Here is a 14,621-nt window from a genome sequence, read left to right as displayed (position 1 = left end):
GTAACCCCGTGTAAGCGGATTCTCACACGAAAAACGGAGCACGTCGGAATGCGCCCGGCGTCGACGACCGATAGGATGAACCTGATCGTTCATTGACTGATTCTGGAGGAAGCCATCATGTTGAAATGGGCATTGTTCTTCGCCGTCGTGGCGGTGATCGCCGGCCTGCTTGGCTTTACCGGCGTAGCCGCGGGCGCGGCGGCGATCGCAAAGTTCCTGTTTATCGTGTTCGTGATTCTGTGCGTGGTGTTCCTCGTGCTCGGCTTCGTGGTCACGAAGAAGATCGTCGATTAGCGCCGTTCGATGAGGCGCTTGCGTGCTGTACCCGTTGATTGTGAGGGAACGGTTCGCGTCGGATTCGCCTCAGGGTCTCTTGATGCAGATACCAACAAGGAGAGTCGCCATGCTTCACTATGCCATCGTCTTTTTCGTGATTGCGATCATCGCAGCCGTGTTCGGTTTTACCGGAATCGCCGCGGGTGCGGCCGAAATCGCGAAGATCCTGTTCTATATCTTCCTTGTCGTGTTCGTGGTCACGCTGCTGCTCGGCGTATTCCGAACGTAGACGAATGCGCCTTCCTTAAACCGGCGTATCAGGCGCGATTCGTGCGGGATACGCAGTTCCCCCAATACCGGATAAAGGAGAATCTCAATGGCGAAGGCTTCTGGCGCCCAGGGCGCAGCATCTCAATCCAGCGGTTCGTTCGTGATGGACATCAAAAAGATCCGCGAAGACGCCCGCAAGCATATGTCGGATGGTCCGGTTACGCAGAGCTACGCTGCGGACCGTGAGACAGTGCTGAAACTGCTCAACGATTCGCTGGCCACTGAAATCGTCTGCGTGCTGCGTTATAAACGGCATCATTTCATGGCCAAGGGCATCAACTCCGAAGGCGTGGCGGCGGAATTCGCGGCGCATGCCGCGGAAGAGCAGGAGCACGCCGACCGCATCGCCGAGCGTATCGTGCAGCTTGGCGGCGAGCCGGATTTTGCACCGGACGGCCTGAAGACACGTTCGCATTCGGAGTACAAGGAAGGCAGCAATCTGACGGACATGATTCGCGAAAACCTGATTGCCGAGCGTATTGCAATCGATACGTATCGTGAGATCGTGCATTATCTCGGCGAGAAGGACGTGACGACGCGTCGTCTGTTTGAAGAAATCCTTGCTGTCGAAGAAGAGCATGCCGATGATATGGCGGACCTGCTTGAAGGCCGCGAGTAGGCGAGGTTGGAAAGCGGAGTCGAAAGGCGGACGTCAGCAGGCGTCCGCTGGACGCAGCGCGGATTGTTGCTTATAGCCGCTTCGGCTGCCGCGTCTGGTCGGTCGACGCGGGATGATCTGGGTGGTTTCCCGCGCCGGGATGGTTCGATGCACCGCTACGCCGTGCACATCGGTCTTCGGTAAAGACGGTGCCGGAGATCATTACAATGTCTGCTTTGGAGCAATCCTGTAGCACGGACGCCAAACTGATGATTCGAGTGCTGATAGCTGACGACCATGCGATCGTCCGAGGTGGTTTCCGGCAGTTCGTCGCTGACGAGCCGGACATGTGCGTCGCGGCCGAAGCCTCGACCGGCGACGAAACCATTAGCCTCGTGCGGGAGCAGGCGTTCGACGTGGTGTTGCTCGACATTGCGATGCCGGACAAGAACGGCATCGACACGCTACGTGTGATCAGGCAGGTGCGGCCGGAGCAAGGCGTACTGATTCTGTCGGGCTACCCGGAGAGTCAATACGCGATCAACCTGCTGCGCGCGGGCGCCAACGGCTACCTGAACAAAGACTGCGAGCCCGAGGAGATTGTGCGGGCGATCCGCGCGGTGGCGCGCGGGCATCGTTATCTGTCGGAGGCCGTGGCCGACACGCTGGCCGACAACCTCGACAAGCCGACGATGGGGCGGCCGCACGAAGCGCTCTCCGAGCGCGAGTTCCAGATATTCTGCAAACTGGCGGCGGGACAGATTCCGACTGACATTGCCGAGGAATTGCATTTGTCGGTGAAGACCGTGAGCACTTACCGGGCTCGCGTGCTGGAGAAGATGCGGTTGGCGAACAATGCCGATCTGACTTATTACGCGATCAAGAACGGCTTGATCGAATAATGAACGATCGAGATACACCGATGAACAGCGAATCGAACATTGATGCAGGAGCAGCCAATCGCGCGCCGTTGCGCGTGCTGCTGATCGAGGATTCGCCGCTGATACGCAGGAGTCTCGTCGAGGCCATCGATGCATCGGGTTTGCTGCAAGTGGCTGCGTATGCAGATTCTGCTGATCAGGCGATTGCTTTGTTGAGCGATGAGGCTTTTGATGCGGTGATCGTGGACTTGCAGTTGAAGCAGGGTTCAGGGGTGCCGGTGCTCGCTTACTTGCAGCGCGAGGGGATGGTTGAGTCGATTTTTGCTGCGGTGTTGACGAATCATGCGTTGCCGGCGTATCGGGAGCGGTGTGAACAGTATGGTGTTCGGCACTTTTACGACAAGTCGTTCGAGTTTGATCGGGTGATCGACGCGTTGCATGAGTATGCGTCGACGCGCTGAGCTGCGCCCCGTATAGCTGGTTCAATTCGCGCTGCAGCGTGACAACGCGACTTCCAGATGATCGCTCAGCAGCCGCGAGGCAACCAGGCCACCGTACCTGATCAGGATGCTGTGACGGCGTGGCGCTTGCCGCGGGAGTGATTCCATCCCGCCAGCGCCGCGAACGCCAGACCGGCGATGCTGACGCCGGCCCAGCCGAAGGTCGGCCACACGACTGCGCCGACGCCGGAGCCCAATGCTCCGCCGATGAAATACGCCACCATGTAAACCGTGTTCACCCGGCTGCGCGCGTCGGGCTTCAGCGCATAGATGCGTGACTGATTCGATATCTGCGCAGCCTGCACGCCGATATCGAGGATGATCACACCGATCACGAGCCCGGCAATGCTGGTCGCCGACAAGCCGAAGACGACAAATGACACGGCCACGAGCGCGATCGAAACCGAGATGATCGCTCGTGGCCCGCGGCGATCGGAAAACTTGCCGGCGAGCGGTGCGGCCATTGCCCCCGCAGCGCCGACAATACCGAACAGGCCGGCTGCCTGCGGCCCAAGATGAAACGGTGCGCCCGCCAGCAACAACGCCAGCACCGACCAGAAGATACTGAAAGCGGCGAACATCGCTGCGCCCGTTAGCGAGGCTTCACGCAGTGCGCGATGCTCGACCACCAAGTGCCACATCGAAACCAGCAACTTGCCGTAGGGCAGCGTCGACGTCGGCTTGCTCTTCGGCAAGCGCAAGATGATCACCACCGCCAGCACCAGCAGCGCGACCACGGAAGCGCCGAACACCGTGCGCCAGCCGAAATACTCGGCGATCAAACCCGCCGCGGTCCGCGCCAGCAAAATGCCGAGCAGCAGGCCGCTCATCACCGTGCCGACGGCTTGCCCCCGCTGCGCCGGCGGCGCGAGTTCGGCGGCGAACGGCACAGCCTGTTGCGCGATGGTGGCGAGCACGCCGATGGCGAGGCTCGCCGCGATCAACACGGGTAAGTTCTGCGCCGCAGCCGCGATTACGAGCGTGACGCACATGCCGGCAGTCTGCAGCAGGATCAGCTTGCGCCGATCGAAGCGATCGCCGAGCGGCGCCAACAACAGCATCCCGGCAGCGTAGCCGAGCTGCGTCACGGCAGGCACCACGCCGACCCACGACGCGCTATTCGGAAACGACTGGCGGAAATTGTCTAGCAGCGGCTGATTGTAATAGATGTTTGCGACTGCCACGCCGGCAATCGTCGCGAGCAGAAGCAGCAAGCCGCGCAACGACCGGTCGGCGGAAGCGGGGGTGGAAGCGTCGGATGTGGACATGAGAGGGGGCTATCGATGGACCGGCCCATGCGCGGTCCTCAAGCGTGCCGATCATACCGGAGCAGGAAGGATCGTGCTGACGGCCCGACATGGGCTCCCTCGCAGACAAAATGAGATGGTCGTTCGGTTTTCGTTCGTAGAATCGGCGCGCGCAACGCGATCCATTACGTGACCGATCTCATGAACATATCCTCGAAACCCGAACCTCGACGCCTCAGCGGCTGGCTGCTCGTCGCCCTGATCTGCCTCGCCGCATGGGCGCTCTCAACCGCAGTCGCATTGCGCGACCCCCTCAAGCTGATGCTCGAATGGGAGCTGCTGGCGGTATTCGTGCGCCGTGAAACGCACGGCTGGTATCGCACCGTGATCGCGATGGTCGGCTGCGACGTGATCATCGGGGTGTTCATCGTCGCAGGCGCAGGCTGGCTGGCGCTGCTCGTGCGGCGCAAGTCGGCGCGTTTTCCGGTGCAGGTGCAGGCGTGGCTGTTGGCCACCCTCGTCATGCGAACTATCGCCTACCTGCTCGGCGATCACATGACCCATGCCATTGGCATTGCCATCGCCATTCCGTTCGATGGCTTCATTCAGGCCGTCGTCGCTGCCGCGCTCGGGATACCGTATTTCAGGCTGTCCCGGCGCGTTCGGCAAACTTTTGTTGCGGTCTGAACCGGTGAGGCGAAACCCTCAATCGATCAACTCGCCTTCAGGTTCGTAAAAAGGATACGGACCATCGGCTTTATCGACATACGCATGGTGCGTGACGATGCCCGTCGCCGGATCGTAGCGATGCAGTGCGTACGCGGGCGGCTCCATCACGAATGCGGAGGGCGCATCCTCGCGCAGATCGAGTCCGACCTGATGCGCGGGCGCCGGCACCGCCGACGCAATCGTGCCGCCAAAACGAACGAACATCGGCCGATGCACGTGGCCGCAGATCACCCGCTCCACGTTCGGATAACGCGCGATCAACGCCGCGAGTTTGTCGGCGGCAGCGGGATCGAGCCGCAATTCATCCATATGCCCGATTCCGCAGACGAACGGCGGATGATGCAATGCCACCACCGTCGGCTTGCCTTGCGCCGCATCGAGTTGTGTCTCGAGCCAGGCGAGACGTGCGTCGCATAGATTGCCGGCGCTTTCGCCCGGCACCATGGAATCGAGCGCGACCACCCGCAGCGGTCCGACATCGACCGCGTAGTGCACGAACTCGCCACCACTACGCAATTCGGCCCGATCGGGAAACGCCGCGCGCAACGCAGCCCGTTCGTCGTGATTGCCCACCATCAGGAAGTAGGGAATCTCGAGCGGCGCGAGCAACGTCTTGAGGTGTTCGTACTGTTCCGGATCGCCCTGATCGACGAGGTCGCCGGTCATGATTACGGCGTCGGGACGCGGATCCAGTGCATTGAGCGCGGCGACAGTGCGCGCGAGATAGGCGCCGGTATCGACGCGGCGGTAAGCCAGCGCGCCGGGCCGTTTGATATGCAGGTCGCTAATTTGAGCCAGCAGCATGGGGATGTCCTTCTTTATGGCGCGCTAGAAACGCAGCGCTGTGTCATTACGATAGCGCAATCAGCGCGTCCTGCGCGATCGAAATCCCGACCGGTGTGCCGCGCGCGAGTTCGACGCGGCCCGCGACGTCGATGAGCAGCGCGTCCGGTGCGGCGCCGCCGATCGTCAAACGGGTACGCTCGCCGAGAAACGCCGTGCTTTCGATGTTGCCGCGCAATTGCGCGCTGGCTGGGTCAGCGAGATACGCGTCTTCGGGGCGGAAGAAAAATTCGTGTGCCGTGCTTGCGTGCCCGGCGCTTGATGGCAACGGTACAGCGCCGCCGGTTGTCGCCAACAGACCATCACGCCGCTCACCAGCCAGCCGGTTTATGGTGCCGACGAATTGCGCGACCGTGCGATTCGCCGGACGGTAATAGATGTCGCGCGGCGAGCCGATTTGCTCGATGCGCCCGGCGCTCATCACGACGATGCGGTCGCCGAGCTCCATCGCTTCGGCCTGATCGTGGGTCACGTAGACGGTCGTGATGCCCAACTCGCGCAGCAACGTATTCATCTCGCTGCGCAAGGTGTCGCGCAAACGCGCGTCGAGGGCGGTCAGTGGTTCGTCGAGCAGCAGCACACGGGGTTGCACGGCGAGTGCGCGCGCGAGAGCAACACGCTGACGCTGGCCGCCCGAAAGCTGATCGATGGGTTTGTCCGCGTGCGCGGTGAGACGCATCATCGCGAGCAATTCGTCGACGCGTTGCCGTGCGGTTTCAGCCGGCACGCGTTTGATCTTCAGGCCGTAGCCGATGTTGCCGCGCACGGTCAGATTCGGAAACAGCGCGTAGCTTTGGAACACCATGCCGACCTGGCGTTTTTCGATCGGCAGGGCGGTGACGTCTTCGTCGCCGAACGCGATGCTGCCGCCGGCGTCAGGGGTCTCGAGGCCTGCGATCATGCGCAGCGTGGTGGTCTTGCCGCAACCGGACGGGCCGAGCAGCACCAGTGTCTCACCGGCGCCAATGTGCAGATCGAGCGGTTCGAGCACACGTGTGCCGCGAAACGTTTTCGCGCACTGTGTGAGCGTGATGGGAACGGAGTCGAGTTTCATGGCGTGGACGTCGGTATGGGCTTGGAACGGGAGGCAGCGCTGCGTTGTTTGCCCGCGCTGCGCTGGCCGGTCGCATCGACGCCGAGCCATTGCATCGCGACGAGCAGCGGCATCGTCATGATGAAAAAGAGAATGGTGTAGGCGCTGCCGATTTCGATGCGTAACGACGCATAGGTGTCTGCGAGACCGACCGGCAGCGTCTTGGTATCGGGCGTATGCAACATCCACGTGAGATTGAACTCGCCGATCGAGAGCGTCAGCACCGCCAACGCACCGGCGACGATTCCCGGCCGCGCATTCGGCAAGACGATCGTGACGAAGCGTTGAAAGAAGCTCGCACCGAGACTCGCCGCGCCTTCTTCGAGTGTACGTAGATCGCTGCTCGCGCACACGGCCGCGACTGCGCGCACCATGAACGGCAGCGTGAACACCACGTGTCCGACGACGATAAACGCGACGCTCATGCGAAACATCGTGAAGCCGCCGTAGACCACCAGCAGCGCGAGCGCGGAAGCAAGGCCGGGCAGGGCGATCGGCAGCACCAGAAACTCTTCGATGATGCGCGAGAGCCGCGTCTTGCTGCGCGCCAGCACGTAGCCGGCGGGCACGCCGGTCAGCAGCGTGATCAGCAAGGTCATCGCCGCCACTTCGAGCGAGAGAAATACCGAGCTGTGATACTGCGTCCACACCTCACCGAGCCAGCGCAGCGTGAGTCCGCTCGATACCCCTTTGAAGTAGTTGACCGTGAGGCCGGCCATGATCGACATCACGACCGGCACGATCAGAAAGGCGCACAGCAACAGCGTAACGAACCACTGTCCGGCTGCGAGCCACGTGCGTGATGTGGGCAACCCGCGGCGCCGCGCGCGCGGTTTAGCGGGCTGCTTGATTGGAGCAGTGATGGAGTTCATCGAAGTCTTGTCGTTGGGTTTGGACACGCGGCTCATGCGCTTGCCGCGACAGCCGAACCGCTCACGCTGCGAGCGAACGCCAGCACGGCCCATGTGACGATGCCGAGCACGATCGAGAGACCCGCGGCCGTCACCATGTTCGCGTTCAGCGTGAACTCGGTGTAGATGGTCATCGGCAATACGTCGATGTCGGTGGCCAGTGTGAAGGCGGTGCCGAAGGCGCCCATGGCGGTCGCGAAACATACCGCGCCGGCTGCGATCAAGCCCGGCGACAATGCGGGCAACACGATGTCGCGCGTAATACGCCATGGCGATGCGCCGAGCGAACGCGCGGCCTCTTCCAGCGAGGCATCGAGCTTGGTCGCCGAAGCCATCACGGTGACGATCACGCGGGGAATCGAGAAGTACAGATAGCCGAGAAAGAGGCCGCTCATCGAGTAAGCGAACACCCAGCGGTCGCCGGTGAGTTTCAGCGACAGTGCGCCGATCAACCCCTGGCGTCCTGCCAGCATGATCACCATGAAGCCGACCACGACGCCTGGGAATGCCAACGGAAAGGTCAGCAGCGCGAGCAGCGTGCGCTTGAGTGGGAACTCACGGCGCGCCAGCAGCAAACCGGCGATCACCGACAGCACCAGCGTCGTCGCCGTGACCGCAGCGGACAACATGACCGTTGCGCCGAGGCTCGACATGTAGCGCGGATTCGTCAGCATCGCGCGATAGGTCGCGAATGCGTGGCCGTCGCCGCTGATCTGCGCGAGCGCGCCCATCGGCAACAGCCAGAACGCGATGAAAACCGCCAGCGCCGGCGCGATCAACGCGATGCGCCAGCGCAGCGGGAACGTGACGTCGTTCAATGCATCACCTGTAGATAACGCTCGCCGAAGCTCGATTGCTTCTCGGCCATTTTGCCGAAGTCGACCGGTTTGGCGCGGGCATAGTCGCTTGCGGGCAGGAATTTGGCGGCGGTTTCCGGGCTCATTGCGTTCGCACGCACCGGACGCAGATAGGCGTCGGCCCACAATTTCTGGCCTTCGTCCGACAGCACGAAATCGAGCACTTTCTTGCCGTTCGCTTCATGCGGTGCGCCCTTCACGAGACTCATCACGTACGGTACCGAGATCGTGCCTTCCTTCGGAATCACGAATTCGACGTTGGCGTGGTCCTTGTACTTCGCGCGGTAGGCGTCGAAGTCGTAATCGAGCAGGATCGGGATTTCGCCGGACATCACGCGCGCATAGGCGGTCTGCTTCGGCACGATCGGCGCGTTGGCCTTCAGCTTGCGGAACCAGTCGAGGCCCGGCTCGAAGTTGTCGAGCGTGCCGCCGAGCGCCTGATTCACCGCGACCGCGCCCGCATAACCGACAAACGCGCTCGACGGATCGAGGTAGCCGATCATGCCTTTGTACTCAGGCTTCAGAAGGTCGGCCCACGAACGCGGGACCGGTTTGCCTTCCAGCGCGTCCTTGTTGACGAAAAAGCCCAGCGTGCCCGAGTGGATCGTGAACCAGTAGCCTTGCGGGTCCTTCATGTTGGCCGGAATGTCGTCCCAGTGCGCGGGCTTGTACGGCTGGATCACGCCTTTGTCTTTCGCCTGGAATGCCGACGACACGCCGAGGTACACCACGTCCGCAACCGGGCTCTTCTGCTCGGCCATCAGTTGCGCAATCGACTGGCCGGAGTTCTTGTTGTCGAACGGCACGCGGATGCCGGTCTTTTGCTGGATCGCCTTGATCTGGCTCGCCCAGTCGGCCCATTCGGGCGGGCAGTTGTAGCAGATCGCGGTTTCATCGGCATGAGCGGCTTGCGGTGCAAGGGCGGCGAGCGCGGCAGTGACGATCATGCCTGCCGACAGCGCGGTGGCCGTGGTGCGGGCGAGACGGCGCCAGAGCGGTTTGATGGAAGACGCAAAACGTGTTGAAGAGCGGATCACTGCGGGTCTCCTGGAGAGGACGAGAGCGGGTGGTTCGGGGTTCGAATTGGATGTTTTTACGCAAGCGGCTAGGCAAACGGCCTCTAGGTCGTCGCCGATGTTTCTGTGCGGTTCGAAATCGCCGCGATGGTGGCGCCTTCGCGCAAGCTGTGCGGCAACGTCAGCTTGGGCGACGTTGCCTCATGCGTTTCGAAGGTGCCGGTTACGCGGGCCAGCAAACGCCGCCAGGCGGCGCAGCCGATCTCGCGATTCGGCGCGCAGATGCTTGCCAGCGGCGGCGACAGCAATTCGCCCATGGCGAGACCGTCGAAGCCGAGAATCGACATGTCGTGCGGAATCTGCAGACGCGCGCGGCGCAGGCCGCGCATCACGACCATGGCGAGCAGATCGTTACTGCAGAAGAGGGCGGTCGGGCGGTTCGGGCCGCTGGTCAGATGGGCGAGCACGGACGGCGCCAGTTCGTCGGCGTTGAAATCGACTTCGAGCGCGGGCGCTGGGGCGAGGCCGGCCTGCTGCATCGCCTGCGCGTAGCCGAGATGCCGCTGGCGGGCGCGGTCCGAAGCGGCGAGCGTGCCTGCCAGCATCAGGATGCGGCGATGGCCGTGCGCGATCAGCATGCGCACGCCATCGAACGCGGCGAGGCGGTTGTCGACCGAGACCGACGGACGCCGCACCGTATCGTTATGCATCAGCACGTACAGCAGACCGGAGCGATCGAGGTCGTCGAGCAGCGGATGCGTGTCGGCATCGGCAACGGTCAGGATCAGGCCTTCCACGCGATGTTCGCGTAGCGTTTCGATGGCGTGGCGTTCGCGGTCGGCATCGTACTGGGTGGTCATCAGCATGAGCCGGTAGCCTTGTGCCACGGCAAGTTCGTCGATGCCTTGCAGGCATTCGGCGAACACGGGGTTGGCGAGCGTCGGCAGGATTACGCCGATCAGGCGCGTGCGCTCGCCGCGCAACTGCCGACCGAGCGGGCTGGGGCGGAAGTTAAGGGCGTCGATGGATTGACGCACCTTGTCGAGCGTGACCGGGTTCACGGTATGCGGCGCGTTGATCGCGCGCGAGACCGTGGCGATGGAGAAGCCCGCGTGGGCGGCGACGTCTTTGATCGTTGGGATCATGATTTCCGCGCGTTATGAAAACGTTTTCGTGAGCGGATTATCAGGAACGTTTGTGACTTGCGGATGACTCCAATTTTTATGCCGGGCGGGCGAGGGTGGGGAGGGACTGCGGCGGGATTGCGCCGGTTTGGTGCGCCCGCCGGGCAATGGTAGAATTCGCGTCCAGCGTGGTTCTGACCCCTGCCGGGGTGATGAAATTGGTAAACATAGCGGACTTAAAATCCGCCGCCTCACGGCTTGCCGGTTCGAGTCCGGTCCCCGGCACCAGGAAGCATTCCACCCGGTTCCAGAAAATTCCTTGAACCCTCGATGCAGTAATGCTTCGAGGGTTTTTTGTTTCCCAGAGAAACCGCGGAGTTCCGTTGACATCTGGGGGCATGTGGGGGCATCTTAGGGGGCATGTTGGTGTGAAAAACGATGTCGTTGCGAAAAATGCCCCCAGGAGGTATTCATGCCCCTGACTGACATTGCTGTGCGTAGCGCAGCCCCTCGTGAGAGGGTCTATCGCCTGACCGACGGTGGCGGGATGTATCTGGAGATTGCGCCGTCGGGAGGGAAATACTGGCGCCTGAAATACCGATTCGGTGGTAGAGAAAGACGCTTGGCGCTGGGCGTCTACCCCGACGTATCGCTCGCGGCAGCGCGCAAGAAGCGAAGCGCGGCGCGTGAACAACTGGCGGCCGGGATAGACCCGGGCGACGTCAAAAAGGCTGATAAGCGTGCCGCAAGACTCAACGCCAACAATTCATTCGAGGCCGTAGCCCTCGACTGGCTGGAGGAGCGCAAATCGGTCGTGCAGATTGGTCAGCACGAAAAGACACTCGCCCGTCTGAAGAGCGACGTATTCCCGTGGCTGGGCAAGCGTCCCATCACCGAGATCGATGCGCCCGAGATTCTGCTGGTGCTCAAGCGGATCGATGGGAGGGGGGCACGATATTCAGCGCACCGGGTGCGCAGTGAAATCAGCCGCGTTTTCCGATATGCGATCAAGGAAGGCAAGGCAAAGAGCGATCCGGCAAAAGACTTGATCGGAGCGATTCCGCCTCCAATAGAAAAGCACTTTGCTGCGCTCACCGAACCCGCCAAGGTGGCGGAAATGCTCAGGGCCTTCGATGGTTTCTCGGGGACGTTTCCCGTCCTCTGCGCGCTCACGCTTGCGCCGATGCTGTTCGTGCGGCCAGGCGAACTTCGTCAGGCTGAGTGGGCGCAATTCGACCTGGATAAGGGGGAGTGGCGCTATCTTGTGACAAAGACGCGGACTCAGCATCTGGTGCCGCTTGCAACCCAGGCAGTGACTCTCCTGCGGGAGTTACAAGCACTGACCGGCAAGGGGCGGTTTGTTTTTCCCGGCGCTCGTTCGACGTTGCGTCCAATGAGCGAAGCGGCGATCAATGCCGCACTTAGACGACTGGGTTATGACACACGAACGGAGATTACCGGTCACGGTTTTCGCGCGATGGCCCGTACCATCCTGCACGAGGAACTGGAGCAGAAACCAGAGGTAATCGAGCACCAACTCGCACATGCAGTACCGGATAATCTTGGCTCGGCGTATAACCGGACTAAGTTCATCAGGGAACGTCGGGTGATGATGCAGTTGTGGGCAGACTATCTAGACAAGCTGAAGGCGGGTGCAGTGATCATTCGGCTTGGTGGCGTGGCAGGCTGAGTCGGAATCTGAGCGTCTGCTGGGGAGATATTTCGACCGGCTGCTAAGAGGGTCGGGCTGAGCAGGTTGTCTTTCGGCTCTGTGCGGCCACAACGGGACAGTCGACAGCAGTTGCAAGACCGTCGACAATCGACGCGATCGCGATGATCGGAAGAACTCGTGGCGGTCGGCCGTCGGCGCACCTTTGCGGCTGGCATCATAAGGCTGTTCGAGCGAACAGATAAACATAACTTTCAATGGTTCAGCCGGATGGACTCTTGGCAGGGACACCTCGCTAAAGGGCTGCTGTTTCTCACCATTCTAGCGGTAGGTGCGCTGTTGCCGGTCGTTCGATGGCGGATCAAGCTGCGAGTCTTGATGATTGGCGCTCTGAGCATGCTACTGATTCTCCCAATCGTAATTTTTGTGCTTGTTGCCCTCAGTCTTGGTAGCACTATATAAACGTCGGGCATTGTGTGACGCACTGGCACCCAAACCACGAAGCCTTCAGCGTTACAGTCAGTCTTCCGATTGCGGCCGGAAGCGGCCGATCAACGCCCGGGGCCAATTCGTACAAGCGAGATTGAGTCACAACTCAGGCAGGGTGAAGCGACGTAACTGGACGTTCAAAGGAATTTTTCCGCAAATGCGTAAACACCCGATTGCCCTTGTTCTTGCAGCTGGCCTGGCGTGCCTCAGCAGTTGCTCCTCCGCAGTTGAAGCACAAACACCATGCGCACACTTCGAAAAAAAATTGTCCCGGTTGCAACAGCAGCATCCACATGTCGATATCTCGAACCTAGGCTCGCGAGAACTATGTTTCGATAGCTGCACTGGAGACCAGACCCGGGCTGCTCGGTTCTGGGAACAAGCTGCACCGGTTTCGGCCGACGCGATCCGAACTGAGCTGACTCAATACGCCGATACGACGGGTTATGCGACAGAAATAGCGATACCCGGCCGATCCCAGCCTATCGTCAGAATCTCGCGACGTGTGGGAACGGCCTATTGCGTCCGCGATACCTATCTCACCCGCGCTGCCGATGGCTACCGTTTGATAAGTAACTCAATTCTCGATGATTTCTCTCAAGAAGCCGGGTACTGCGGCAAATCGTTCGTCTACTTCGAAACGTGGCGAAGCCGCTCTTACGCCGTGCTCTGGGACGAAGGAGAAACCAACACGGACATAGCTGCTTACCACGTGACGCCGTCACTTGATGTGGAGAAAGTTTGTTCTGTTCAAAGAACGAGCAGAACAGCGACCGATAACTAGCCGCAGGGACAAGAGCCGTGGCCTGCGTTGAGGATCGCGAAACGGATGAAGGGCCGCTATCAAGAACGTTAAAGAACCGTTCCGGGTCGCGTGCCGCCGATCGCTGCGGCGCGTGATTTAGGCAATCTAAGCCGTTTGCATAAGGTAGCGATCGGCCACAACCGGTCGTTCGACATACCGGCGCGAATCGTCGACAATCCGGTGAAAACCTTCATTTGCGACGGAAAGCAGCCGATGGAACCCTGCGAGATCCAATTTACGGTGAATAGCCTTTGCCATTGGGCAGGCATGGGCGACTATGTGCTGTTTCCGCCCGATCGCAGCTATGAGATGACACTGCGATATGAAGGTGAACCTCCGCACGGCGATTCATATCACGTCGTTGATATTGCTGGGCGCCGGTTTCCCGGGTATGCATGGGGATGCATGTTTGCAATGTCGGAATGCTCGAACTTCATTGCCTTCAGTTGGATGGAAAAGAAATTCGAAAGGCTGACGACAGTTATCGACGTGAGACATTCGAGATACTTGGTTCTGCCGCGATACATCTATCATCCCCACATCGAATGGCCCTCAGTTCTAGACGCGACGAACGACCGGGAAAGGTATGCGTTCGATGGGACGGAAGCTTGGGGGATCTTTTGACGACTTGCCTTCTCGGCGAAGGTTCTCGTTGGCCCGGTCCGGCTTACCCGTCGGACGGCCAGCTATCAGCATTCGAGGCCGATACTGGAATTGCGCACAAATGGGTCGAGCTACCCGGCTGTCGCCGGCGTTATTTCCACTGGAAGGATGCTGCTCGCACGAACTGCGCGCGCGCATCGTCAGGCAACCATGAAAATCCGTTCCGAAGTCCGTGATCGCACGCATCGCAGCACTTGGAAATGTCGGCGTCCCGCCAGTATTCGGGGCGGCACGCTTCGGCCCAGACATCCTCTAAAGCGGCCCTGTCATCGGATTCTAGTGAGAGGTGGTTCAATACAGCCGAATAGAATGTCCATGGCTTTTCCCAATCCACGAACTCAATCGCAGCCCCTATGAGGTCAGATTTGGCCATGGTGCAGGTGATCTCGAAGTGTGGAGAACCAACAATACCACGCCCGATGGCTGCTTTCGGGTTGCGCGAAGGTCGGTTCAGGGTCGCTATGCAGAGATTTGCATAGCGACCCCTATGCGCAGGTCGCAACTATGCGGAGATTTTACCGGGGCACGTGGTGGGTGCAGCGGCGACGTGGCCTTGGCGAGCTTGATCTGTGGATATCTGGACATAGTTT

Annotated in this window: 16 protein-coding genes and 1 tRNA gene; 10 read left to right on the top strand and 7 right to left on the bottom strand. The window is 60.8% G+C overall.

Going from position 1 to position 14,621, the window contains the following annotated elements; all coding sequences use genetic code 11:
- Positions 1-117 precede the first annotated feature (117 nt).
- The 5 genes from KHO33_RS38095 to KHO33_RS38075 all read left to right on the top strand — a co-directional run bounded on the left by KHO33_RS38095 (position 118) and on the right by KHO33_RS38075 (position 2,546).
- Positions 118-294, top strand: a complete 177-nt coding sequence (locus KHO33_RS38095) for a DUF1328 domain-containing protein (RefSeq protein ID WP_091800263.1) — start codon at positions 118-120, stop codon at positions 292-294.
- 109 nt (positions 295-403) lie between these two features.
- A complete protein-coding gene (locus KHO33_RS38090) occupies positions 404-565 on the top strand; it encodes a DUF1328 domain-containing protein (protein ID WP_006052455.1) in 162 nt (53 codons plus the stop codon).
- 87 nt (positions 566-652) lie between these two features.
- Entirely contained in the window at positions 653-1,225 is a 573-nt protein-coding gene (locus KHO33_RS38085) for a ferritin-like domain-containing protein (protein ID WP_054039764.1), read from the top strand.
- Positions 1,226-1,473: 248 nt separating this feature from the next.
- The gene (locus KHO33_RS38080) at positions 1,474-2,106 is read left to right on the top strand and encodes a response regulator (RefSeq protein ID WP_200563648.1); all 633 of its coding nucleotides are present in this window, start codon (positions 1,474-1,476) and stop codon (positions 2,104-2,106) included.
- Positions 2,107-2,126: 20 nt separating this feature from the next.
- Complete coding sequence (locus tag KHO33_RS38075) at positions 2,127-2,546, top strand: response regulator (protein ID WP_200563646.1); 420 nt, start codon at positions 2,127-2,129, stop codon at positions 2,544-2,546.
- A 101-nt stretch (positions 2,547-2,647) separates the two neighbouring features.
- Here the strand turns inward: KHO33_RS38075 and KHO33_RS38070 are convergent, their stop codons facing one another.
- Positions 2,648-3,853 (bottom strand): MFS transporter, encoded by a 1,206-nt coding sequence (locus KHO33_RS38070; RefSeq protein ID WP_200563644.1) that lies wholly within the window; start codon positions 3,851-3,853, stop codon positions 2,648-2,650.
- Between the two features lie 180 nt (positions 3,854-4,033).
- On the opposite strand from KHO33_RS38070, the gene KHO33_RS38065 reads away from it, so the two are divergent.
- Positions 4,034-4,519 (top strand): DUF2569 domain-containing protein, encoded by a 486-nt coding sequence (locus KHO33_RS38065; protein WP_200563700.1) that lies wholly within the window; start codon positions 4,034-4,036, stop codon positions 4,517-4,519.
- A gap of 18 nt (positions 4,520-4,537) precedes the next feature.
- Here the strand turns inward: KHO33_RS38065 and KHO33_RS38060 are convergent, their stop codons facing one another.
- The 6 genes from KHO33_RS38060 to KHO33_RS38035 form a co-directional block, all read right to left on the bottom strand.
- On the bottom strand, positions 4,538-5,365 hold the full coding sequence (locus KHO33_RS38060; protein ID WP_200563642.1) for a phosphodiesterase: 828 nt from the start codon (positions 5,363-5,365) through the stop codon (positions 4,538-4,540).
- A gap of 46 nt (positions 5,366-5,411) precedes the next feature.
- Positions 5,412-6,458 (bottom strand): ABC transporter ATP-binding protein, encoded by a 1,047-nt coding sequence (locus KHO33_RS38055; protein WP_200563640.1) that lies wholly within the window; start codon positions 6,456-6,458, stop codon positions 5,412-5,414.
- The gene (locus KHO33_RS38050) at positions 6,455-7,369 is read right to left on the bottom strand and encodes an ABC transporter permease (protein ID WP_200563638.1); all 915 of its coding nucleotides are present in this window, start codon (positions 7,367-7,369) and stop codon (positions 6,455-6,457) included. The genes KHO33_RS38055 and KHO33_RS38050 overlap by 4 nt, the downstream gene beginning before the upstream one ends.
- Before the next feature lie 32 nt (positions 7,370-7,401).
- On the bottom strand, positions 7,402-8,226 hold the full coding sequence (locus tag KHO33_RS38045) for an ABC transporter permease (RefSeq protein WP_093647257.1): 825 nt from the start codon (positions 8,224-8,226) through the stop codon (positions 7,402-7,404).
- Positions 8,223-9,302, bottom strand: a complete 1,080-nt coding sequence (locus KHO33_RS38040; protein ID WP_171927830.1) for an ABC transporter substrate-binding protein — start codon at positions 9,300-9,302, stop codon at positions 8,223-8,225. Before KHO33_RS38040 ends, KHO33_RS38045 begins: the two co-directional genes overlap by 4 nt.
- An 83-nt stretch (positions 9,303-9,385) precedes the next feature.
- Entirely contained in the window at positions 9,386-10,426 is a 1,041-nt protein-coding gene (locus KHO33_RS38035) for a LacI family DNA-binding transcriptional regulator (RefSeq protein WP_200563636.1), read from the bottom strand.
- A gap of 182 nt (positions 10,427-10,608) precedes the next feature.
- On the opposite strand from KHO33_RS38035, the gene KHO33_RS38030 reads away from it, so the two are divergent.
- From KHO33_RS38030 to KHO33_RS38015, 4 genes are all read left to right on the top strand, one after another.
- A tRNA-Leu gene (locus KHO33_RS38030) sits at positions 10,609-10,693 on the top strand.
- A 184-nt stretch (positions 10,694-10,877) separates the two neighbouring features.
- Complete coding sequence (locus KHO33_RS38025; RefSeq protein ID WP_200562332.1) at positions 10,878-12,095, top strand: tyrosine-type recombinase/integrase; 1,218 nt, start codon at positions 10,878-10,880, stop codon at positions 12,093-12,095.
- Positions 12,096-12,720: 625 nt separating this feature from the next.
- Positions 12,721-13,347: a hypothetical protein gene (locus KHO33_RS38020; protein WP_200562330.1), complete on the top strand. Its 627-nt coding sequence runs from the start codon at positions 12,721-12,723 to the stop codon at positions 13,345-13,347.
- 90 nt (positions 13,348-13,437) lie between these two features.
- Positions 13,438-13,992, top strand: a complete 555-nt coding sequence (locus tag KHO33_RS38015; RefSeq protein WP_200562328.1) for a hypothetical protein — start codon at positions 13,438-13,440, stop codon at positions 13,990-13,992.
- Positions 13,993-14,621: the final 629 nt, after the last annotated feature.

This window comes from Paraburkholderia nemoris, assembly GCF_905221015.1.
Classification (GTDB): domain Bacteria; phylum Pseudomonadota; class Gammaproteobacteria; order Burkholderiales; family Burkholderiaceae; genus Paraburkholderia; species Paraburkholderia nemoris.
The sequence above is the reverse complement of the archived record's forward strand: the minus strand, read 5'-3'. Positions and strand labels throughout refer to the sequence as shown.